23 protein-coding genes are annotated in these 21,955 nt (G+C 68.3%); 9 read left to right on the top strand and 14 right to left on the bottom strand.

Translation table 11 applies throughout. From position 1 onward, the window contains the following. The first annotated feature begins 135 nt into the window (after positions 1-135). Genes ABZ004_RS00725 through ABZ004_RS00715 form a run of 3 tightly spaced genes read left to right on the top strand, consistent with a single transcriptional unit; the run spans position 136 to position 4,786 of the window. Positions 136-3,249: an FtsX-like permease family protein gene (locus tag ABZ004_RS00725; protein ID WP_355677646.1), complete on the top strand. Its 3,114-nt coding sequence runs from the start codon at positions 136-138 to the stop codon at positions 3,247-3,249. Beyond that, the gene (locus ABZ004_RS00720) at positions 3,246-4,091 is read left to right on the top strand and encodes an ATP-binding cassette domain-containing protein (RefSeq protein ID WP_355677645.1); all 846 of its coding nucleotides are present in this window, start codon (positions 3,246-3,248) and stop codon (positions 4,089-4,091) included. Before ABZ004_RS00725 ends, ABZ004_RS00720 begins: the two co-directional genes overlap by 4 nt. Continuing rightward, on the top strand, positions 4,088-4,786 hold the full coding sequence (locus tag ABZ004_RS00715; RefSeq protein WP_355677644.1) for an ATP-binding cassette domain-containing protein: 699 nt from the start codon (positions 4,088-4,090) through the stop codon (positions 4,784-4,786). The genes ABZ004_RS00720 and ABZ004_RS00715 overlap by 4 nt, the downstream gene beginning before the upstream one ends. 12 nt (positions 4,787-4,798) lie before the next feature. On the opposite strand, the gene ABZ004_RS00710 is transcribed toward ABZ004_RS00715, so the two are convergent. Then, positions 4,799-5,821 carry a GNAT family N-acetyltransferase gene (locus tag ABZ004_RS00710; protein WP_355677643.1) on the bottom strand — a complete coding sequence of 341 codons (1,023 nt, stop codon included), beginning with the start codon at positions 5,819-5,821 and terminating at the stop codon, positions 4,799-4,801. A 64-nt stretch (positions 5,822-5,885) separates the two neighbouring features. Continuing rightward, on the bottom strand, positions 5,886-7,604 hold the full coding sequence (gene leuA / locus ABZ004_RS00705) for a 2-isopropylmalate synthase (RefSeq protein WP_355677642.1): 1,719 nt from the start codon (positions 7,602-7,604) through the stop codon (positions 5,886-5,888). Between the two features lie 239 nt (positions 7,605-7,843). On the opposite strand from leuA, the gene ABZ004_RS00700 reads away from it, so the two are divergent. Continuing rightward, a complete protein-coding gene (locus ABZ004_RS00700; RefSeq protein WP_355677641.1) occupies positions 7,844-8,248 on the top strand; it encodes a PPOX class F420-dependent oxidoreductase in 405 nt (134 codons plus the stop codon). Here ABZ004_RS00700 and ABZ004_RS00695 read toward each other — a convergent pair. After that, the gene (locus tag ABZ004_RS00695; RefSeq protein ID WP_355677640.1) at positions 8,230-8,823 is read right to left on the bottom strand and encodes a DUF2867 domain-containing protein; all 594 of its coding nucleotides are present in this window, start codon (positions 8,821-8,823) and stop codon (positions 8,230-8,232) included. The two genes, ABZ004_RS00700 and ABZ004_RS00695, sit on opposite strands and share 19 nt — an antisense overlap. Before the next feature lie 106 nt (positions 8,824-8,929). Between ABZ004_RS00695 and ABZ004_RS00690 the strand changes: the two genes are divergently transcribed. Both ABZ004_RS00690 and ABZ004_RS00685 read left to right on the top strand, forming a co-directional pair. Continuing rightward, the gene (locus ABZ004_RS00690) at positions 8,930-9,487 is read left to right on the top strand and encodes a TetR/AcrR family transcriptional regulator (protein ID WP_355677639.1); all 558 of its coding nucleotides are present in this window, start codon (positions 8,930-8,932) and stop codon (positions 9,485-9,487) included. Positions 9,488-9,524: 37 nt separating this feature from the next. Then, entirely contained in the window at positions 9,525-10,514 is a 990-nt protein-coding gene (locus tag ABZ004_RS00685; protein ID WP_355677638.1) for a GNAT family N-acetyltransferase, read from the top strand. A 242-nt stretch (positions 10,515-10,756) separates the two neighbouring features. Here the strand turns inward: ABZ004_RS00685 and ABZ004_RS00680 are convergent, their stop codons facing one another. Genes ABZ004_RS00680 through ABZ004_RS00655 form a run of 6 tightly spaced genes read right to left on the bottom strand, consistent with a single transcriptional unit; the run spans position 10,757 to position 15,533 of the window. Beyond that, complete coding sequence (locus ABZ004_RS00680; protein ID WP_355677637.1) at positions 10,757-11,494, bottom strand: GNAT family N-acetyltransferase; 738 nt, start codon at positions 11,492-11,494, stop codon at positions 10,757-10,759. Between the two features lie 2 nt (positions 11,495-11,496). Then, a complete protein-coding gene (era, locus tag ABZ004_RS00675; protein WP_355677636.1) occupies positions 11,497-12,432 on the bottom strand; it encodes a GTPase Era in 936 nt (311 codons plus the stop codon). Continuing rightward, positions 12,416-12,751 (bottom strand): cytidine deaminase, encoded by a 336-nt coding sequence (locus ABZ004_RS00670; RefSeq protein ID WP_355677635.1) that lies wholly within the window; start codon positions 12,749-12,751, stop codon positions 12,416-12,418. Before ABZ004_RS00670 ends, era begins: the two co-directional genes overlap by 17 nt. 58 nt (positions 12,752-12,809) lie before the next feature. Further along, the gene (locus tag ABZ004_RS00665; RefSeq protein ID WP_355677634.1) at positions 12,810-14,120 is read right to left on the bottom strand and encodes a hemolysin family protein; all 1,311 of its coding nucleotides are present in this window, start codon (positions 14,118-14,120) and stop codon (positions 12,810-12,812) included. Between the two features lie 13 nt (positions 14,121-14,133). Continuing rightward, entirely contained in the window at positions 14,134-14,610 is a 477-nt protein-coding gene (gene ybeY, locus ABZ004_RS00660) for an rRNA maturation RNase YbeY (RefSeq protein WP_355677633.1), read from the bottom strand. Continuing rightward, a complete protein-coding gene (locus tag ABZ004_RS00655; protein WP_355677918.1) occupies positions 14,607-15,533 on the bottom strand; it encodes a PhoH family protein in 927 nt (308 codons plus the stop codon). The genes ybeY and ABZ004_RS00655 overlap by 4 nt, the downstream gene beginning before the upstream one ends. A 363-nt stretch (positions 15,534-15,896) precedes the next feature. Here ABZ004_RS00655 and ABZ004_RS00650 point away from each other — a divergent pair, with 363 nt between their 5' ends. Together ABZ004_RS00650 and ABZ004_RS00645 are read left to right on the top strand one after the other, a co-directional pair. Then, positions 15,897-16,406: a SigE family RNA polymerase sigma factor gene (locus tag ABZ004_RS00650; protein ID WP_355677632.1), complete on the top strand. Its 510-nt coding sequence runs from the start codon at positions 15,897-15,899 to the stop codon at positions 16,404-16,406. After that, positions 16,403-17,500, top strand: a complete 1,098-nt coding sequence (locus ABZ004_RS00645; protein WP_355677631.1) for a Gmad2 immunoglobulin-like domain-containing protein — start codon at positions 16,403-16,405, stop codon at positions 17,498-17,500. Before ABZ004_RS00650 ends, ABZ004_RS00645 begins: the two co-directional genes overlap by 4 nt. Before the next feature lie 53 nt (positions 17,501-17,553). On the opposite strand, the gene ABZ004_RS00640 is transcribed toward ABZ004_RS00645, so the two are convergent. Beyond that, entirely contained in the window at positions 17,554-17,916 is a 363-nt protein-coding gene (locus ABZ004_RS00640; RefSeq protein ID WP_355677630.1) for a hypothetical protein, read from the bottom strand. Between the two features lie 163 nt (positions 17,917-18,079). Then, a complete protein-coding gene (locus ABZ004_RS00635; protein ID WP_355677629.1) occupies positions 18,080-18,406 on the bottom strand; it encodes a helix-turn-helix domain-containing protein in 327 nt (108 codons plus the stop codon). Positions 18,407-18,471: 65 nt separating this feature from the next. On the opposite strand from ABZ004_RS00635, the gene ABZ004_RS00630 reads away from it, so the two are divergent. After that, complete coding sequence (locus tag ABZ004_RS00630; protein WP_355677628.1) at positions 18,472-18,960, top strand: nuclear transport factor 2 family protein; 489 nt, start codon at positions 18,472-18,474, stop codon at positions 18,958-18,960. Here ABZ004_RS00630 and ABZ004_RS00625 read toward each other — a convergent pair. Genes ABZ004_RS00625 through hrcA form a run of 3 tightly spaced genes read right to left on the bottom strand, consistent with a single transcriptional unit; the run spans position 18,957 to position 21,868 of the window. Continuing rightward, positions 18,957-19,673 (bottom strand): 16S rRNA (uracil(1498)-N(3))-methyltransferase, encoded by a 717-nt coding sequence (locus ABZ004_RS00625; RefSeq protein WP_355677627.1) that lies wholly within the window; start codon positions 19,671-19,673, stop codon positions 18,957-18,959. The two genes, ABZ004_RS00630 and ABZ004_RS00625, sit on opposite strands and share 4 nt — an antisense overlap. 4 nt (positions 19,674-19,677) lie before the next feature. Beyond that, a complete protein-coding gene (dnaJ, locus tag ABZ004_RS00620) occupies positions 19,678-20,820 on the bottom strand; it encodes a molecular chaperone DnaJ (protein WP_355677626.1) in 1,143 nt (380 codons plus the stop codon). Between the two features lie 28 nt (positions 20,821-20,848). Then, entirely contained in the window at positions 20,849-21,868 is a 1,020-nt protein-coding gene (gene hrcA, locus ABZ004_RS00615; protein WP_355677625.1) for a heat-inducible transcriptional repressor HrcA, read from the bottom strand. Positions 21,869-21,955: the final 87 nt, after the last annotated feature.

Below are 21,955 nucleotides of genomic sequence, written 5' to 3'. Positions count from 1 at the left end.
CGCAGCCGTGGATGCCTCATCCAGCAGCTCCGGCAACAACTTCGTGTCATTTCGGCCTTCCCGAGCCTCAACGACCCGCGGATTCGTATCGTCAGGCAGATCAGGTGTCCGCGGGTTCCTGGGGGGTCCAGTTCTATGTTTCTACGGCGCGCCCTGCGCTACCGCTCTGCCCAGGCCCTGGTGCTGACCGGGGTCTCCTTACTGATCGGGACGTGTGCGGCCTTCGCGCCCTGGTTCGCCCGCGCGGTCGAACAGACGGTGACGACCGAGACGCTGCACAGCCAGCGCCAATCCGCCGCCTGGCAGCTGGAGGCGTCACCACCGCCGGCCGCGGGCGCGGCCGTGGCCAAGGCACCGGAGGACCTGGCCGGGCTGATCCCACCCGACCTGAAACCACTGTTCAGCAAACCGGTCTACGGCCAGACCGTCAACGTCGCGTGGCACCTTCCGTCGGAGATGGCCAACGATCGCAAGTACGCCCGGCTGGTGTGGCGTGACGGGTACTGCGGTCAGCTGGTCCTGTCGCAGGGGCGGTGCCCCCAGGCCGCCAACGAGGTGGTGGTGTCGCCGGCCGACATCTCGAACTTCGACCTGAAGGTCGGTACGCCGCTGCTCGCCGCGTCGATCGACTATGTGGGCGGTGGCACCCTGAAGGTTGTCGGCGTCTACAAACCGGCCGACCCACTGGCCGACTACTGGTTCGGGCGCACGCCGACGGGCCACTCCCATCCGCCGACCTTCACGGAGCCGGCCGCCGGCGACTTCCTGCTGACCGATCGCAGTACATTCGCCAAGTCCGGCTGGGGACATCATTCGACGCTGGACACCACGCCGCTGCCGGGTGTTGCCCGAGCCGACGATCTGCAGCGGATCGCAGACGCCACCATGCACGTCAACGGCAATGCCGAACAGCTGGAGATGAACACCCAGAACACGTCCGGCCTGCCCGGCGTGCTCGACCGGATCCAGGCCGAGCGGAAGCAGGCGACGACGATCATCCCGCTGGTGATGGTCCAGGTCGCCCTGTTCGGCGTAGTGGTGCTCGCGCTCGCGCTGTCGGCCGTGGTGGACCAGAGAAGACCGGAGTTGGCAGTAGCGCGACTCCGGGGATCCAGCGCACGGCGTACCGGACGGGCATTGACGGTGGAACTCGGTGCACCTGTACTGGCCGGACTGCTTGCGGGAGCAGGCACCGGATTCCTGCTCCTGTTGGCAGTGCGGGCTACCTGGCTCAATGACGGTGCACCGATCGAGTTGCCGTGGACCGTGCCGGCCGCTGTCGCTCTCTCAGCAGTCGTGGGGCTGGCCGTAGTGGTCTGGTCCGTGCGAGCAGTCGTGCAGCAGCCCATCTCTACTCTCTTGCGCCGGGTGGTCCCGCGGCGGCGCGGTCGGGCGCTGGGGATGGTGGACCTGTCCATCATCGTGCTCGCCTCGGCAGGACTTGTCGCTGCACTGACCGGTGGAGGTCGTGGTCCGCTGCCGGTGCTGACTCCGACCCTGCTGGCTCTGGCGGTCGGGCTGACCTTCGCGCATCTACTGCTTCCTACTGCGGGCCTCATCAGTCGGCGGGCCTTGCGCCGCGGTCGACTTGGCCTTGCGCTCGGTGCGTTGCAGGTCTCCAGAAGGCCTGCAGTCACCCGGATCGTCGCGGTTGTGGCGGTGGCGACGGCGCTGGCGTCGTTCGCCGGGCAGGCCGCTTCCGTGGCCGGCGACAACCGGGATCTGCGGGCCGGCTACGAGACCGGCGCCGAGGGTGTGCTGTCGATGACCCCGACCGACCTGAGTACGTTCACCAAGGCGATCGACAAGATCGACCCGGACCGGCACTGGCTCACCCCGGTCGTCCTGACCCGGCCACCGTCCCCGGACGGCCTCACCGACATGATGATCGAGCCGGACAGCTTCCGGCGGATCGCCTTCCAGGGCGACCGACTCACCGACTCCGCCGGGTACGACGCACTGAAGGCACCCGCCAAGCCCACCGGGATCGCCGTCAGGGGCCACGACCTCACCATCACCGCGACGCCGGGCAAGCTGACCCCGGTCGCCAAACCGAACCTCAACGGAGTGGACGAGGGCCCGCCACCGGCGGCGAAGTCGGTCATCCTCGAGGCGAAGGTGGTCAGCCTGGTCGGTGGCGCGCGGTTCCTGGTGCGGTTCCCGCCGATGCCGCTGGTGCCGGGCAAGACCTTCGTGCTCAAGACGCAGATCGGTTGCCTGCAGGGCTGCCAGCTGGCCCAGCTCGGGGTCGCGCGCGGCCTGAACGACCCGGGCGGCTTCAAGGGCGACATCCAGATCGCCAAGCTCACCACTGAGGACGGCAAGGCGGTCCCGCTCGGCGCGGCGGCCGACTGGAAACCGACCAAGGTGATCGACGGTACGCCGGGGTCGATCGGGGTCGCCGAGCGCTCCGGCGGCGGTCTCACCTTCGAGCTGACCAACACCGGCAACGAGCAGCTCGTCCAGCACGGTTCGATCCCTGCCCTGGTCCCGGCGATCGTCAGTCCCGGCTTCGTCTTCAGCGACGCGACCACGGTCCCGGGGCTCGACGGCCTCGCCGTACCGATCCAGAAGCTCAGCAGGCCGCAGGGTCCGATCAACCGCCAGCCGGTCAACACCGCGGTCGTCGACCTGGAGAACCTCCGGCGGCTCGGCGGGTCGGTGGATCCGGGTGCGACCGAGTTCCAGGTCTGGCTGAACGCCGACGGGCTGGCGAACGCGCAGAAGGTGATCGATGGGCTCGCCGCGGCCGGGATGACTGCGTCGCTGATCGACCGGCACAGCGACCGGATCGCCGGCTACGGCCGGTCGGCCAGCGCGCTGGCGCTCCAGCTCACTCCGGTAGTCGGCATCGCGGGCTGGTCGCTCGCCATCATCGTGCTGCTGTTGATGGTGGTCACCTCGTGGCGGTCGCGCGCCCAGGACTACGCGAGTCTGCGGATCACCGGCGTACCGGCCAGCACCACCGGACGAGCTGCCCGCTGGGAGCAGACCGGGCCGGTCGCGTTGGCGGCGTTACTCGGCTCGGCGTGCGGGGTGATCGGCGCACAGATCGCGCTGCCGCTGATCCCGTTGTTCGCCGAGACTTTGGAGGCTTCGACGATCCCGCTGGACCTGCACACCAACTGGGTCGTCGCGCTGCTGCTGTGGCTGATCGGAACCGTCGTCCTGACGACTACGACCCTGTTGCTCGGCACCGGCGTGAACCGCCGAGCGGGCTACAACCGGATCCGGGAGGAACTGTCGTGAGTGGGCTGGCGATCAGCACCAGCGGCCTGGTGCACATCTATCGCAGCCAGGGCCATGATGTCGCCGCGCTGTCCGGGATCGGCATCACCGTTCGTCCCGGCGAGCTGGTCGGATTGCTCGGTCCGTCGGGCGCCGGCAAATCGACCCTGCTGCAATTGTGCGGCGGACTGCTCACGCCGAGCGCGGGACGGTTGCAGATCGGTGAGCACCACATCGCCACGATGACCGAGGCCGAGCTCGACCAGATGCGCTCCGGTGACGTCGGCATCGTGTTGCAGGGCGCCGGCCGCAACCTGATCCCCTACCTGACGCCCGAGGACAACATCCGCTACGCCCAACGCGCAGCACCTCGCGGCCGGGATCTGCCCAAACCATCCGAAGTGCTGGAGCTCGTCGGACTGCAGGACCAGGCCCGTACGCCGCTCGACCGGCTCACCCCTGGACAGATCCAGCTCTGCGCCGTCGCGGTCGGGATCGCCACCTTCCCCGGCCTGCTGCTCGCCGACGAACCGACCAGCCAGCTCGACCACCACGCCCGCGACGAGGTACTGGCCGCGATCTCGGCGATCAACTCCAGCACCGGGATGACCGTTTTGCTGATCACTCACGACCCCGAAGTCGCGGCTGTACTCCCCCGGACGATCACCATCCGCGACGGCCGGATCGCCTCCGAAGGCCGCTCCGGTGAGGAGTTCGCGGTGGTCGCCACCGACGGGTCGTTGCCGCTGCCACCGCATGTCGCCGAACTGCTGCCGCCCGGCACGCTGGTCCGCGTCACCAGCTCCGAGGACGGCAGCGGCGGCGTCCACCTCACCCCGGTCGAGCAAGAAGGTCAGGCATGATCACCGTCACCAACCTCACTGTCGCGTACGGCGAACTTCTTGCGGTCTCCGATGTGTCGCTTCGGGTTCCCCCTGGTTGCGTGCTCGCCGTCAGTGGGCCGTCCGGGGCCGGGAAGAGTTCGTTGCTCTGGGCAATCGCCGGAGCGGTCGCGCCGACGTCGGGCACGGTCGAGGTGGACGGGCTGACGATCACCGGCCGGCCCGAAGCCGCGGCGCATGGGGTCGTCCTGATCCCGCAGGGGAACGGGCTCGCCCGGGTCCTCACCGCACGCGAGAACCTGTCGATGCCGTTGCTCGCGGATCGCAAGCTGGCCGCAGTACTGGCTCGGCGGGACGAGGACGACGACGAGCGGGAGTACACGCTGGACACCGTCGACGAGACGATCGAGAAGGCGTTGAAGGACGTCGGGCTCGAGGACAGCGGCGATCACCTGGTCGAGGAGCTCTCCGGTGGTGAGCAGCAGCGGGTCGCCGTCGCCCGCGGGCTGGCCCAGCAGGGCCGGGCGATCCTGGCCGACGAGTCGACCAGCGAGCTCGACAGCACCAACCGCGAACGCGTCCTGGAGCTCCTCCGCCGCGAGGCCGACCGCGGCGCCGCCGTCATCATCGCCACCCACGACCCGAGCGTCGCCGCCGGCGCCGACGGCCACGCCACCATGGACGAAGGCCGCCTGACTTGGCAACGCCGCCTGTAGCATCCGTGGTTCTTACACCTTGCTGAGTTCTAGTTCGTACCAGCGTTCGACGGGGTGGAAGCCGAAGCGGGCGTTGACTTTTTGCATGGGGGTGTTTTCTAGGGCGGTCCAGGTGTGGAGCCAGACTTGGGTCGTGCGGTGTTTTGCTAGCTGGTCGAGGTTGGCGAGTTTCAGGTGGGTGCCTAGGTTGTTGCCGCGGTGATCCCGTAGTACGAGGGTGTCGTCTTGCTGGGCGTGGTCGGCGTTCTGGCGGGGTAGCCACATCAAGGTGTAGCCGGCCGGGTCGCCTGTTGTTGTGTGCGCCATGGTTACGAGGGCGACGTAGTTCTTGTCCATCCGCTCCTGGTTGATTTTCAGGCGCTCGACGGTCCACGGAACGTTCTCGTGGGTCATCCCGCCGGTCGGGACGTCCTGGTCCATCGCTGTCCGCAGGTCCGCGTACGCCTGCAAGTGTTCGGGTGGGCAGGGTCCCGCCCAGGAGGTCAGTCGGTAGCCGGCGTGTTCGCCCGCGGTCTCGCGAAGCTGGTGCAGCCGCGCCTCGTCGTATGGGAGCGGCACCACGAGGTGGTCCTCGACGTGCTCGACGGTGAAGCCGAGACCGGTCGCGAAGGCGATCCCGGGGGCGGATTCATCGGCGGCGCCGAACTCGGTCTGGAAGATCGTCCGGCCGAGCTCCGCGGCCCGCCCGGCGGCCCACGTCCACAACGCGGTACCGACTCCCCGGCGCCGTTCGGCCGGGAGGACCTGGATCTCGATCTCGACGGTGTCGAGGTTGTCCTCGATCCGGTACTCGAACTGCAGCGTGCCGACGACCCGGTCGCCGTCGAAGGCGCCGACGGCGACGTACTTCTTGGCAGCCGGCAGCTCGCGCAGCGCGAAGGCCATCGCCTCGTGGCTGGTGACGATCGCCGACTCGCTGTCCGCCAGCACGGCGTCCCGCAGTACGGCGTACCAGGCGTCGAACAGCGGTTCGTCGAACGGATCGATCTCGCGCACAGCAATTTTTTGGGGGCCGCCAAGCGAGCGTATGACCATGCGCCCGAGTCTGGCCACCCGATGGGTCGCCCGCCAGTCAATTGGCGGGCGACCCCGGCGGGACTCAGCGGCTGGCGCGGTTGATCGCGGAGACGACCGCCTTCAGCGAGGCAGTGAGAATGTTGGCATCGCGGCCGACCCCCCAGTACACCTCGTCGCCGACCTCACACTCGACGTACGCCGCGGCGAGTGCGTCACCACCGGCCGACAGCGCGTGCTCGTGGTAGTCCAGCACCCGTACGTCGTACTTCAGCGGCTTGATCGCGTCGACGAAGGCCGAGACCGGACCGTTGCCCTCGCCAACCAACTCGTGCGGTACGCCGTTCGCGTAGACCTGGACGCGGAGGTGGTCGCCCTGCCCCTCCCCCGAGGTCGAGTTGACCGTCAGCAGCGACAGCTTGCCCGGCTCCAGGTACTCGCTGGAGAAGATGTCCCACATCTGCTGCGGGCCGACCTCGCCACCCTCGGCGTCGGTGTACTGCTGGATCACGCGGCTGAACTCGATCTGCAGCCGGCGCGGCAGGTCGAGCCGGTGCTCCGACTTCATCATGTACGCCACGCCGCCCTTGCCGGACTGCGAGTTGACCCGGATGACCGCCTCGTAGGACCGGCCGACGTCCTTCGGGTCGATCGGCAGGTACGGCGCCTCCCAGTGGATCTCGCCGACCGGCTTGCCCTCGGCGGCGGCCTGCTTGTCGAGCGCCTCCAGGCCCTTCTTGATCGCGTCCTGGTGCGAGCCGGAGAAGGCGGTGTAGACCAGGTCACCGGCGTACGGCTGGCGCTCGGGCACCCGCATCTGGGTGCAGTACTCGACCGTGCGGCGGATCTCGTCGATGTCGGAGAAGTCGATCTGCGGGTCGATGCCCTGGCTGAACAGGTTCATCCCCAGCGTCACCAGGTCGACGTTGCCGGTCCGTTCACCGTGACCGAACAGGCAGCCCTCGACCCGGTCGGCACCGGCCATCAGGGCGAGCTCGGTCGCGGCCACCGCCGTACCGCGGTCGTTGTGCGGGTGCAGGCTGATCGTGCTGTGCTCGCGCCGGGTCAGCTGGCGGCCGAACCACTCGATCTGGTCGGCGTACACGTTCGGCGTCGACATCTCGACGGTGGCCGGCAGGTTGAGGATGATCTCGCGGCCCTCGTCGGGCTGCCAGACGTCACTGACCGCTTCACAGACCTCGAGCGCGAACTCCAGCTCGGTGCCGGTGAAGATCTCCGGGCTGTACTGGTAGCCGAACTCGCAGTCGCCCAGCATCTCGTCGGCGTACTTCATCACCGTCTCGGTACCGCGGACGGCGATGTTGCGGCACTCCGCCTTGTCGACGTTGAAAACCACCCGGCGGAACAGCGGCGCGGTCGCGTTGTAGAGGTGGATGGTGGCCTTCGGCGACCCCTGCAGCGACTGCACGGTCCGCTCGATGAGCTCCTCGCGGGCCTGGGTCAGCACGGAGATCGTCACGTCGTCCGGGATCGCGTCGCCCTCGATCAGGCTGCGGACGAAGTCGAAGTCGTACTGGCTGGCGCTCGGGAAACCGACCTCGATCTCCTTGTAGCCCATCTTCACCAGCAGGTCGAACATCCGCCGCTTGCGGGCCGGCGACATCGGCTCGACCAGCGCCTGGTTGCCGTCGCGCAGGTCGGTGGACAGCCAGCGCGGCGTCCGGTCGACCGACTTGGCCGGCCAGGTGCGGTCCGGCAGGTCGATGGGCGGGAACGCGCTGTAACGGCCGATCGGCATGCGCGAACTCTGCTGAACAGGTTTGGGCTGGTTCTTCGGTGCCATGGTGCGGGTTCTCCTCGCGGTGCTACGGGTCAACATGCGACCGGCGTACGACAAACTCCGCGGCGAGGGAACCGGCCTGGATCAGGCCTCGCCGCGGCAGCGAAGGAGAAGGACCAGCTTCCGCATAGTGCCAGTGACTCTACCCACAACTTCCGCCACCGGTCGAACCGGGGGTCTCGCGGACCGAGACGGAGAGTGATCGCGCGGCGCGTACTTGGTTGAATTTCTAAACTCTGATCATGACCTCTGATCTGCTCGGTAAGACCGGGCTCGGCGTACTGGTGACCCTCAAGCGAGACGGCCGGCCGCAGCTGTCCAACGTCACCTACCTGTGGGACGGCGAGACGATCCGGATCTCGCTGACCGACGGCCGGGCGAAGACGAAGAACCTGCGCCGCGACCCGCGCGCGAGTCTGTACGTGAACGGCCCGAACGGCCGCTCGTACGTCGTACTGGAAGGGAATGCGGACCTGACCCCGGTGGCCGCCGACCCCCACGACGCCACCGTCGAGCAGCTGGTGAGCTACTACCGCGAGGCGTCCGGTGAGCACCCCGACTGGGACGACTACCGCCGGGCGATGGTGGCCGACAAACGACTGCTGTTCACGATGAAGGTCGAGCACTCCTACGGCGCGGCGATCTGAGGTCCTGACTCCTGCCAGCCGCGGCCGAGCATCCGCAGGAGTGCGGGATAGACGAACAGGTAGCGGAACGGCTTGATCGCACTCATGTAGGCAGCTCCGAGGCGCCCGTTCGGTTTCACCAGCACGGCCAGCTGACCGCGATAACCGTCCTGATCGGGAACCCAGCTGAGATGCAGGACGGCATGGCAGGTGCTGTTGGCCGTCTCGGCGGCCCACTCGTCGCCGATCCGGTACAGCGGAACGAAAGGCAGCTCGCCCACCTCGGGTCCGATCGGGGCATCGCGGAGATCCGCGGGCAGCCGGTCGCGGAGCGTCGGAACCCGAGAGCCGATGCCGGTCGACTCACCGTCCCAGCCGAAGACGCGCCCCAGCGTCATCCGAGTCTCCCAGAGCACCCGGACCACCAGCGGCGCACCGGCCGGGAAGCCCGCGTCGGCGAACTGATCCACCAGCCGGCCGAAGTCGTCCGGGCCGCCGGGGGTCGGCAGCGCCCAGACGTCCTCGACCTCGAAGTCCTGGGTGAGCTCATGGATCCGCCAGGGGCGGGAGGTGTGGGCGGTCGGCGGGAGTTTCATCCGGTCCTCCGAGATCTATACGATGGCGTATAAATGGAGCCTAGCAACGTCTGTACGGCACCGTATAGATCTCGGCTCGGTGAGACCCGGTGAGAGGAGACACATCGTGGCGCTGGCGCGTACGCCCCGCTCGGACTGGATCGGGGCCGGCCTGCGTGCGCTGGCCGAGGGCGGACCGAACGCCGTCCGGATCGAGGCGCTGGCGCAGACGCTCGGCGTCACCAAGGGCGGCTTCTACGGGTACTTCGCCAACCGGGGCGCCCTGCTCGAGGAGATGCTCGACACCTGGGAGCGTGACACCACCGACGAGCTGATCGACCGGATCGAGGCCGAAGGAGGCGAGCCGCCGACCCGCCTGCGGCGGCTGATCGAGATCGTCGTCAGTGCCGACCGGATGACGACCAACGCGACGATCGACCTGGCGATCCGCGACTGGGCGCGCCGCGACCCGGCGGTCGGCGAGCGCCTGCGCCGGGTGGACAACCGGCGGATGGAGTATCTCCGGCGGCTGTTCGGGGCGACCTGCCCGGCCGACGAGGCCGAGACCCGCAGCATGCTCGTCTACTCGCTCTACATCGGCAACCACCTCATCGCCGCCGATCACGGCACCCGCAGCCGGACCGAGGTCCTCCGACAAGCCCAGGCCTGGCTGCTCGGCAAATGACTCGCGGTCCGCGGCACAAAGGGTGCACGCTGGGGCGGTGGACATCACCAGGCTTTCTCCTGACGACGAGGCCGGTTGCATCGACGCGGTAGCGCTGCTCACCGCCACCGCGAAACTCGACTGCCCCGAATCACTGCTGCCGACACCACGGAGCTACGCCGCAGATCTGCGGTACGGGTGGGACGGCGATCCCTCCCAGGCGTACCTGGCTCGCGATGCCGACGGGTTCGCGGCGGGGTTGCTGACCGTCGAGTTGCCGACGTACGACAACACCAACCTCGCCTGGCTCGAGGTCGAGGTCCACCCGGACTACCGCGGCCGCGGGATCGGCAGCGAACTCATCCGGTACGCCGAACAGCTGGCGCGCCGCGTTGGCCGCACCTCGATCGGGCTCTCCAGCTGGGACCTGCCGAAAGCAATCTCGTTCGCCGAGCATCACGGGTACGAGCAGAAGGCGATCGAGGTGAACCGCCGGCAGGACATCGCCGGCCTCGACTGGACGATCGTCGAGAACCTGTACGCCGAAGCGGTGCGCGCCTCCTCGGCGTACGAGCTGGTCCGGGTCACCGGACGGCTGCCGGAGGAGATGCTCGAGGACATGGTCGCGGTGACCGCGTCGATCAACGATGCGCCGAAGGACGATCTGGACATCGAGGACGACGAGTACAGCCCGGAGCGGTTGCGGGCTTATGAAGAGGCGCAGCTCGCGCACGACCGGAACCTGTACCGGGTGATCGCCCGGCACCGCGAGACCGGCGTACTGGCAGGGCATTCGACGGTCACGGTCGAACAAGAGCGCCCGCACATCGCCGAGCAGGCGGACACCGCCGTCTCGCGCAACCACCGAGGCCATCGCCTGGGCGCACTGGTGAAGACCGGCATGCTCTTGTGGCTACGCGAAGAAGAACCGGCCGTCACCCAGCTGGACACCTGGAACGCCGAATCCAACGCCCACATGATCGCGATCAACGAACAACTGAACTACCACATCGTCGCGAGGGCGCTCGACTTCCAGAAGTCGCTCTAGCAACGGAAGGAAAGCGGGGGTGCGGAGCCACATCGTCGCGAGACCTGTGGACTTCCAGAAGTCGCTCTAGCAAGGAAAGGAAAGCGGGGGTGCGGAGCCACATCGTCGCGAGACCTGTGGACTTCCAGAAGTCGCTCTAGCAAGGGAAGGAAAGCGGGGGTGCGGAGCCACATCGTCGCGAGACCTGTGGACTTCCAGAAGTCACTGTGAAAGCAGAACGCCTTTGACCGCGGGGGCCAGCCCTAGACGGGCTGGACGATGGTGACCTTCATCCGGTTCGAGACGGTGAAGCCGAGGCCTTCGTAGAGGCGGATCGCGGTGGTGTTGGTGCCACCGGTGTGCAGGAACGGGTGGGCGCCGGCCTGTTCGATGCCTGCGGCAACTTCGCGGATCAGCCGGGTCGCCAGGCCCCTGCCCCGGTACGCCGGGTCGGTGCAGACCGCGCTGATCTCGACGTAGCCGGGTGGGCGGCAGCGCTCCCCCGCCATCGCGATCAGCCGGTCGCCGTCGCGCAGCCCGAGGTAGCTGCCCATCTCGATCGTCCGGGCCCGGAACGGCCCGGGATCGGTCAGCTCGATCAACGCGAGCATCTCCGGCACATCGTCCGGCCCCAGCACCACCGGCCGGATCCCCTCAGGATCGCCCGCGGCGTCTCCGGCGGCCACACCGTTCCCGACCGGCGCCATGTCCGCGGTGTGGGTGGCGCCGAAGCCTTCTGGGGCGACCAGTTGGACCAGGTCGAACTGTTGGACGAGCTTGATGAAAGCCGGCAGCGGGAGATCCGGGCGCATCAGCGCTGCCGCGTGGTCTGCACCGAGCAGCTCGGCGGCGTCGGCCCAGTCCTGCTCGGTCGGGTCGTCGGGAAGTCCGAGGAAGGGGGCGACCTGAGCCGGATAGCGAACGGCCCGGCCCTGGCTCTCCGCCAGATCTGCGTGCTCTCCCGTCAGGGCGTAGTACATCGGATTCTTCAGGACGTCCAAGGTCAGAATCCCAGCTTGCGAAGGTGCTTCGCGTCCGTCTGCCAGTTCTTGGCGATCTTCACGTGCAGGTCGAGGTAGACCGGCGTACCGAGCAGGGCCTCGATCTGGCGGCGGGCATTCGCGCCCACCTCGCGCAACCGGGCGCCCTTGTGGCCGATGATGATCCCCTTCTGGCTCTCCCGCTCCAGATAGAGATTCGCGTAGATGTCGATCAGCGGCTTGTCCGCCGGCCGGTCCTCGCGCAGGCCCATCTCGTCGATGGTGACCGCGATCGAGTGCGGCAGCTCGTCCCGGACGCCTTCCAGCGCGGCCTCCCGGATCAGCTCGCCGACCAGGATCTCCTCCGGCTCGTCGGTGATGTCGCCGTCGGGGTACAGCGGCCGCCCCTCGGGCAGCTGCTTGACCAGCTCGTCGGCGACCAGCTCGGTCTGGAACCCGTCGGTGGCAGAGACCGGAATGACGGCGGCCCACTCGATCCCGACCGACTCACCCAGCGTGGCGATCTCGGACAGGTGCTCGGCCATCCGGTCCGGGCCGACCAGGTCGGACTTGGTCGCCAGCGCGATCTTCGGTGTCTTGGCGACCTTGGCCGCCTCGGTGACCAGGAACCGGTCGCCCGGCCCGATCCGCTCGTTCGACGGCAGGCAGATGGCGATCACGTCAACCTCGGCCCAGGTCGTCTTCACGATGTCGTTCAGCCGCTCACCGAGCAGTGTCCGCGGCTTGTGCAGACCAGGGGTGTCGACCAGGATCAGCTGGGCGTCCGGCCGGTGCACGATGCCGCGTACGGCGTGCCGCGTGGTCTGCGGCTTCGACGAGGTGATCACGATCTTCTGACCGACCAAAGCGTTGGTCAGCGTGGACTTGCCGGCGTTCGGGCGGCCGACGAAACAGGCGAACCCGCTCCGGAACCCGGGCGACTCAGGTGTGGACGACATCACGAACCTCTCCGTTGCCATTGGCAACGACTACCGGGAGGGCCGCACCACCGAAGTAGCGCACCACCTCCACGTCGACGTCGAGCGAATCGGTCACCACCGCGGCGGCCTCGATCCCCTTGACGCCGGAAGACACCGCCATCGCGATCGCCAACTGCAGCGCGCTCAGCAGGACGGTGTCCAGCTGCACCGTGCAAGCAGCATAAGTCCGCCCGTCGGTATCGCGAACCGCGGCACCTTCCGCAGCGCGCGTCCGAGCCCGGCTGGCCCGCGCCAACGTCACAAGTTTGGCGTCCTCAGCGGACAACTCAGCAGTCAAAACAAACTCCCGAAAGTGAAAACAAGGGAAGGAAAACGAGGGGAACGAGACGGCTCCATCAAGCGGTTTGGTGGTTGGTGTCCTGGGGGTGGCCGGCGGGTTCGGCGCGGCGGACCAGGACGGTGCCGACCTGGTTGCGGCGGCCGGACGGGCGTTCCGCGGTGAGCGACAGCCCGAGACCCTCGATCTCGACCTCGGCGCCGGGGATCGGCACCTTGCCGAGCAGTTTCGCCATCAGCCCGCCGACCGTGTCGACGTCGTCGTCGTCCAGCGGTACGCCGAACAGCTCACCGAGTTCGTCGATCGGGAACCGGCTGGAGACGCGATACGCCCCGTCCGACAGCGCCTGCACCGACTCCGGCGCCTCGTCGTACTCGTCGGTGATCTCGCCGACGATCTCCTCCAGGATGTCCTCGATCGTCACCAGGCCGGCCGTCCCGCCGTACTCGTCGACCACGATCGCGACGTGCATCCGGGCCGCCTGCATCTCGCGCAGCAGCTGGTCGACCGGCTTGGAGTCGGGGATGTAGATACACGGCCGCATCACCGACTCGACCCGCTCGGTCGACTCGGCGGCGGCGTTGTCGTAGACGCGGCGCATCACGTCCTTTAGGTAGACCACCCCGACGATGTCGTCCAGCGACTCGCCGACCACCGGGATCCGCGAGTACCCGCTGCGCAGCGCGAGCGAGGTGAGCTGGCGGAGCTTCTTGTGCCGCTCGATGTAGACCATGTCGGTCCGCGGCACCATCACCTCGCGGACGATGGTGTCGCCGAGCTCGAAGACCGAGTGGATCATCTCCCGCTCGCCGGACTCGATCACCGAGGACTTCTCGGCCAGGTCGACCAGCGCGCGCAGCTCGGCCTCGGTCGCGAACGGGCCTTCGGCGAACCCCTTGCCCGGCGTCAGCGCGTTGCCGAGCAGGATCAGCAGCTTCGGCAGCGGGCCGAGCACCCGGGCCAGTGCCATCGTCGGGCCGGCCGACATCATCGCGAACCGGTCGGTGTGCTGGCGGCCCAGGGTGCGCGGCGCGACGCCGATGATCACGTACGAGATCACCACCATCAGCACGGCGGTGATCAGGATGTGCTCCCAGGTGACCGAGAAGACGTTGGACAGTGCCTGGGTGACCAGCACGATCGCGGTGATCTCACAGCTCAGCCGGACCAGCAGCAGGGAGTTCAGGTACCGCGGGGCGTCCGACAGCAGGTCTCGTAGCCGGACCGCCCGCTGGTTGCCCTGCTCGACCTGTTCGTTGGCGCGCACCTTCGAGTACGACGACAGCGCCGCTTCTGCACCGGCGAACAGTCCGGCGAGCAATACGAGCACCGCGGCCACAACCAGCAGAACGCCGTCGTGGTAAGTCACTGGAGCTTCACCCCTACTGGGCCATCTGGTTGCCTGGTGCGCGCCATGCTTCCAGCAGCCGGCCCTGGACGTCCCACATCTCCGCCTTCTCGGCGGGTTCGGCGTGGTCGTAGCCGAGCAGGTGCAGGATGCCGTGCACCGTCAGCAGCTCCAGCTCGGCCCAGGTGCCGTGCCCGGCCTTCGCGCCCTGGGCGGCCGCGACGGTCGGGCAGAGCGCGATGTCGCCGAGATGGCCGAGCGGCATGTCACCTTCCTCGGCGTCACTGCCACCCGGCCGCAGCTCGTCCATCGGCCACGACATCACGTCCGTCGGCCCCGGCAGATCCAGGAACTCGACGTGGTACCGCGCCATCGTGTCCTCGTCGACCAGCTTGATCGACAGCTCGCACTCGGGGTGCAGGCGCAGCGACGACATCACGAAACGGCTCAGCCGCATCAGTCCGTGGGCGTCGATCTCCACACCGGACTCGTTGTTGACCTCTACGTTCATGCTCGGGGCTCAGCGTCACTTTCGTAGTTCTCGTACGCCGACACGATCCGGCCGACCAGCTTGTGCCGGACCACGTCGTGCGACGTCAGCCGGCAGAACGTCAGGTCCTGGACGCCTTCCAGGATGTCCTGGACGACCCGCAGGCCCGACTTGGTCCCGGTCGGCAGGTCGACCTGGGTGACGTCACCCGTGACCACCATCTTGGAGCCGAAGCCGAGCCGGGTGAGGAACATCTTCATCTGCTCGGGCGAGGTGTTCTGCGCCTCGTCCAGGATGATGTAGGCGTCGTTCAGGGTCCGGCCGCGCATGTAGGCCAGCGGGGCGATCTCGATCGTCCCGGCCGTCATCAGCCGCGGGATCGACTCGGGGTCCAGCATGTCGTGCAGCGCGTCGTACAGCGGCCGCAGGTACGGGTCGATCTTCTCCGACAGGGTGCCGGGCAGGAACCCGAGCCGCTCGCCGGCCTCGACGGCCGGCCGGGTCAGGATGATCCGGTTGACCTCCTTGGCCTGCAGCGCCTGGACCGCCTTGGCGACCGCCAGATAGGTCTTGCCGGTACCGGCCGGGCCGATGCCGAACACGATCGTGTTCTTGTCGATCGCGTCCACGTAGCGTTTCTGGTTCAGCGTCTTCGGGCGGATCGTCCGGCCGCGGCTGGACAGGATGTTCTGGGTCAGCACGTCGGCCGGGCTCTCGACCGTCTCGGCCTTGATCATCGCGATGCTCCGCTCGACCGAGTCCGCGACCAGCCCGTGGCCGGTGCGCACGACCGCGACCAGCTCGTCGAACAGCCGCTCGACCAGGGCCAGCTCGGCCGGCTCGCCGGTCATGCTGATCTCGTTGCCGCGGACCAGGATGACGGCCGCGAACTCCTTCTCGACGATCCGGAGGAACTCGTCCCGGGCTCCGAGCAACGCCACCATGTCGATGCTGTTCGGCACCACGATCTTGTGGGACGCCGTGTGGTTGGCACCTGTTGCGCTGCTGTCAGCGCGCGCCGCACCCGGTTGCGACGGCTCGATACTCCGTGGCCTGGACAGCCTGTTCCTCCTGAAGCAGATAGTGAGACCCCACCATGCTAGCCGTCCGCGCCGACAGCCTCACCGCAATTCCCGTCCGGCCCGCCGGACGGCGCCGCCGATCCGGCCACCGAGCGTCGCCGGACGACCGCGCACCGTCCACCTCGAGCTGCCAATGTCAGGAACACGTCAAGGGGTTGTCAACCTGGGATGGGACCTTGGCGTCTTCGTTGCGTGGCACAACCCGTTGTGGTGTTCGATGAGTGCGTGGCACATGAGTCCTCGTGGGATGCAGACGAGGCGTTGACGGCGGTCTACACGGCGCATTACACGTCGCTGGTCCGGCTCGGCGCCCTGCTGCTGCGTGATACCGGTTCGGCCGAGGAGATCGTGCAGGACGCCTTCGTGGCGATGCACGCCCGGTGGCACCGGTTGCGCGATCCGCACAAGGCTCTGGCCTACCTACGCACCGCGGTGGTGAACCGCTGCCGTTCGCGGCAGCGGCACCTGGTCGTGGTGGACAAACACATGCCCAGGTCCTTGCCGGAGGAGCCCAGCGCGGAGCAGGCTGTGCTCCGGACGGCCGAGACCGACCGGGTGATCGACGCGATGCGCACGCTGCCGGAGAAGCAGCGCACCGTGATGGTGCTGCGGTACTACGGTGACCTCTCGGAGGCCGAGATCGCCGACACGATGGGGATCAGCCGGGGATCCGTGAAGAGTCATGCCGCGCGGGCGAGCAAGTCGCTGCGCCAGGTCCTGGAGCAGAGCCGATGACCGACGACGACCAGTTCGACGAGCTGATGCGTCGCGCCCTGGCCGACGAGGCCGGCCGGATCGAGCCGGCCGACCGCCTGCACGAGATCCAGTCCCGGGTCAGCTCCCAGCGCAAGATGAACCCGCGGCGCCCGTGGCTGATCAGCGCCGGTGCGGCCGCGATCGGTACGGCGGCGGCGATCGGTGCCTTCACCATGCTCGGCGACGACGCGAAGAACACCGGCGAGCCCGAGGTCGCCGGCCCGCCGGCGAGCATCAGCACCAGCACCACGAAGCCGACCAGCGCGGTCACGCCCGCCCCTTCCCAGGCGACGATGCCACCGCCCAGCGACCTGTCGACGGCCGCGAAGACGCGTCCCACGCCCGAGGTGAGCGTGAAGCGCAAGGCCGTGCCGGTGTACTGGGTCGGCAAGACGCCGAGCGATACGACCGGCGCCGGCGTACGGCTCTACCGGACCTATGTCCCGGTCAGCGGCCGGCCGGCCCTCGAGGCGGTCCGGGTGCTCAGCGCCGGCAAGTCGGACGACGCCGACTACTACTCGCTCTGGCTGGACGCGGTACCAGCGTCGGTGACGCAGGCCGATGGCGTGGTCACGGTGGACTTCAAGCGGCTCCCGTCGGAGAAGAAGATGTCGGCGGGGATGGCCGACTTCGCGATCCAGCAACTCGTCTACACGGTCCAGGGGGTGTACGGCGACACTTCCCAGCAGGTCCGCGTCACCCAGGAGGGACGCTCCGCCGGGATGCTGTTCGGTGCGGTCGACGCCAGTCAGCCGTTCAGCCGGGCACAGGCCGCTGATGTCCAGGCCAAGGTCTGGATCACCTCACCGGCCGAGGGCGAGATGGTCGCGCCCGCGTTCACGGTCAATGGCATCGCCGCCACCTTCGAGGCCGCGGTGAACTGGCGTGCCACCAACACCAAGACCGGCCAGGTCGTCCAGGGCCGCGCGACGACCGAACAGGGCCAGGGTTTCTCCCCGTTCGCCTTCCCCGTGAAGGCCGGCTCCGGCCGCTGGCAGCTCGAGGCCTACCTGATCTCCCCCGCCGACGGCGCCATCACCGACATCGACTCGAAGACGATCATCGTCAAATAAGAATTCCGGGCCGGCCCCCGAAGGCGCCGGCCCGGAATTTATTGTGCGATGCCTCAGAAATTGCAGGCCGGGCCGGTCGCGCTGCCCTTCCGCAGGTAGTTCGAGTGGATGTAGACGGCACCGCCGGTGTCGCCGCTGCCGCCCCAGAGCGCGCCGTACCGCCAGGCCGCGTCGTAGCCGACGACCGTGATCCCCTGGCCGGTGTTCGCCCAGAAGACGATCCGGCTGTTCGGCCGGCCGGGCGGCACGTTGTAGACCGGTACGCCGATCGTCGACACGAAGCAGTTCATCTGCGGGCCCTTGAGCTCGGGAGCCTCGGTGGCGGACGCGGTGCTGACGCCGGCTGCGCCGACCATCGCCACGGCGCCGGCCGCGGCGCCTACTGCGATACGCCGGACGGATTTCTTGCTGATCATCAAGCAAAACCCTTCGTAGGAGGATCTTCCGGTCACCAGCGAACCGTGCGGAAAGTCCCCGGACAAGGTTTTCGAGAATCGCCGAAAAGTGCGTTCGGCAGCATTTCGAAAACCTTTGAAAGGGTTGCGGATCAGGTCCAGCGGGACGTCGACTCCACGTCGGTCATCGTCCGCTCACATCCAGTACTGCGGCCAGCAGGCCGGGGAACGCCTGGTCGAACTCGGGTCGCCGGATCCGGTTGAGCCGGCGCGGGCCGTCGTCGCGTTGCTCGATCAGGCCGGCCGCACGCAGTACGGCGAAGTGGTGGCTGCGGGTCGCCTTGGTAACCGGCAGGTCGAACGTGCCGCAGGCCCGCGTCCAGTCGTCGTGCGCAGCGAGGTCCTGCAGGATCATCCGGCGGACCGGATCCGCGAGCGCTTCCAGCGCAGTCTGCAGGTCGACGCCTGCCGGATCCTCGTGGGTCAGCGAGCGGGCCCGGGCGGTGCTCACAGTGTTCGACCCTCGTCATACACTAGTGTTCGGTTCACATCGAACAGTCTAGCGGAGGTGACGTGGTGATCGAGCTCGTCGACTACCAGTTCGGACCGGCGGCGCGGAATCGGCTGTCGGAGGCGGCGCACACCGGACGGGAAGGGGCACTGGCAGCCCTCGAGACCTTCTACTACGCGCTCAACCAGCAGGATCTGGAGATACTGACGGCGGTGTGGACCGATCACGAGCTGGTGCAGCTCAACAACCCGATCGGCGGGATCCTGCGGTCGCGGGCCGCGGTCGAGGAGCTGTATCGCAAGGTGTTCGCGGGCGGGTTGAACGTGCAGGTCAGCTTCGGTGACGCGGTCACCTACTGGCGGGCCGACTCCGTGGTCTTCGCCGGTCGCGAGCGGGGCAGCTATCAGCATCCCGAGCGCGGCGAGGTCCCGCTGGACATCCGCACCACGCGAATCTTCTCCTACGACGACGGTCGCTGGGCGCAGGCTCATCACCACGGCAGCATCGACAACGCCGAAACCCTGGCCGCGTATCAGCAGGCAGTACGCGGTTAGGTCCAGCGGGAGTGCGAGAGCAGCGCTGCCGCGGCGGCGACGCCGGCGGTCGACGTACGGAGGACTGTGTCGCCGAGCAGGACCGGGTCGACTCCGAAGGTTTCGAGCTCAGCCGGTGAGATGCCGCCTTCGGGGCCGACCACCAGGACGATGTCGCCGCTGTCAGGCAGCGGCAACGACGACAGCGGCGTCTTTGCCTCCTCGTGCAGCACCACGGGCAGCGCGGCGTCACGCAACAGCTGAGCGACCTCGGCCGTCGAGGCGATCGGCGCGACCTGGCAGAACCAGGACCGCCGCGACTGCTTGCTCGCCTCGAACGCCCAGGCCTGCCACTTGGTCAGCGTCTTCGCGACCCGCTCCGGATTCGACCGGAACTGCGACCGCTCCGCGTTCCACGGTACGACGACGTCGGCCCCCACCTCGGTCAGCATCTCGACCGCGAGCTCGGCCCGCTCCCCCTTCGGCAAGGCCTGCACGACGACCAGCCGCGGACTCGCCGCCGGCACCGTCCCTCGATGCTCCACGGTCACCGTGACACCCGTCTTCGAGGCAGCCGTCACGGTCCCCTCGGCGAACGACCCGCGGCCGTCGGTCAGCCGCAGCCGCTCACCGGGCCCGATCCGGCGTACGACGGCCGCATGCCGACCCTCGGCGCCGTCGAGCACCAGCTCCGGTCCGGCCAGGTCAGGCAGGTGAAAAACCGCGAGCCCCATCAGTTCAGTGGTTGCCGAAGGCGTCGCGCAGCCGCCCGAAGACACCCTTGTGGGTGGCCTGGATCTGACCCTGCGGCCGCTCCTCGCCGCGCGCCTGGGCGAGCTGCCGCAGCAGCGCCGACTGGCCCTCGTCGAGCTTGGTCGGGGTCTCGACGATGATCTGCACGATCAGATCGCCGCGCCCCGCGTGCCGCAGCCGCGGTACGCCGCGAGCGGTCAGCGTCATCGCCGTCCCGGACTGGGTGCCGGGACGGATCTCCAGCGGAATCGTCTCGCCTTCCAGCGTCGGCAGGTCGATCGTCGTCCCGAGCGCCGCCGCCGTCATCGGTAGGGTCACCGTGCAGTGCAGGTTGTCGCCGTTGCGGCTGAAGATCTCGTGCTGCTCGACCTCGATCTCGACGTACAGGTCACCGGCCGGGCCGCCGCCGGGGCCGACCTCGCCCTGGCCGGACAGCTGCACCCGGGTGCCGCTGTCGACGCCGCCGGGGATCTTGACCGTGACCGTACGCCGGGAGCGGACCCGGCCGTCGCCGGAGCACTCGATGCACGGGTTCGGGATGGTGGTGCCGAAACCGCGGCAGGTCGGGCACGGCCGCATCGTCCGGACCTCGCCGAGGAACGACCGCTGGGTGTGCGTCACCTCGCCCCGGCCGTGGCAGATCTCGCAGGTGACCGGCTCCGAGCCGGCCGCCGCACCGGAACCCGAACAGGTCGGGCAGACCACCGCGGTGTCGACCTTGAGTTCGCGGGTGGTCCCGAAGGCCGCCTCGGCGAGGTCGATCCGGAGCGGGATCAGCGCGTCCTGGCCGCGCCGGGTCCGCGGCCGCGGGCCCCGGGTCGCGCCGCCGGTCTGGCCGAAGAAGGCGTCCATGATGTCGGTGAAGGTGAACGCCTGGCCGAAACCGGCGCCGCCGGCACCACCCGGACCGCTCGCGAACGGGTCACCGCCGAGGTCGTGCACCTGCTTCTTCTGCGGGTCGCTCAGCACCTGGAACGCGCGGCCGATCTCCTGGAACTTGTGGTGCGCGTCCTCGGAGTCGTTGACGTCCGGGTGGTACTGCCGGGCCAGCTTGCGGTAGGCCTTCTTGATCTCGTCCGGTGAGGCGTCTCGGCTGACGCCCAGGACGGCGTAGTAATCGGTGCTCATACTCCAGACCAACGGTAGGTGGTGTGCTTCATGAGTCGGCCAGGATCTGGCTGACGTAACGCGCGACGGCGCGCACGGCGCCCATCGTGCTCGGATAGTCCATGTGGGTCGGGCCGACGATGCCGAGGGTGGCCAGCGCCTCCGACTTGGAGCCGTAGCCGGTGGCGACGACCGAGGTGGTGGCGAGTCCCTCATACGGGTTCTCGTGGCCGATCCGGACCGTCAGGGTCTGCGGGTTGGTCGCCTCGCCGAGCAGCTTCAGCAGGATCACGTGCTCCTCGAGCGCCTCCAGTACCGGCTTCACGTTGCGCTCGAAGTCGTCGCCGTACCGGGTCAGGTTGGCCGCGCCACCGACCGCGATCCGCTGCTCGCCCTCGACCGTGAAGGCCTCCAGCAGACTCGTCACGACGGCGGCCACCAGCGATCGGTCGGCCGGCGCGAAGGTCTCGGTGACGCTCGCGAGCGAGGTCGCCGCATCGGTCAGCCGCTGCCCGGTGAGCGCGGTGTTCAGCCGCGAGCGCAGGTCCGCGATCAGTTGCTCGTCGACGTCCTCATGGGTCTCGACGATCCGCTGCTCGACCCGGCCGGTGCTGGTGATCAGCACCAGCAGCAGCCGGCGCGGGGTCATCGTGACCACCTCGATGTGCCGCACGCTGGACCTGCTCAGCGTCGGGTACTGCACGATCGCGACCTGCCGGGTGATCTGGGCGAGCAGCCGCACCGTACGGCGTACGACGTCGTCCAGGTCGACCGCGCCGACCAGGAAGGACGAGATCGCCTTCTTCTCGGCCGCGGACAACGTCTTCACCGTGCTCAGCTTGTCCACGAACAGCCGGTAGCCGGCGTCGGTCGGGATCCGGCCGGCGCTGGTGTGCGGCTGGGTGATGTACCCCTCCTCCTCCAGCGCGGCCATGTCGTTGCGCACGGTCGCCGGGGAGACCCCGAGGTTGTGCCGGTCGACCAGCGTCTTCGAGCCGACCGGCTCGTGGGTCGCCACGTAGTCCTCGACGATGGCCCGGAGCACGTCCAGTTTGCGTTCGTCCAGCACGCGCACCACCCTCTCTGGCTTGGCACTCACAAGTTTCGAGTGCCAGTCTACCGAGCCGTGGCGACAGATACCCCCGGGTAACGGCGT

Source organism: Kribbella sp. NPDC006257 (genome assembly GCF_040613535.1).
Lineage (GTDB): Bacteria > Actinomycetota > Actinomycetes > Propionibacteriales > Kribbellaceae > Kribbella.
This window is presented reverse-complemented; position numbering and strand designations above follow the sequence as displayed.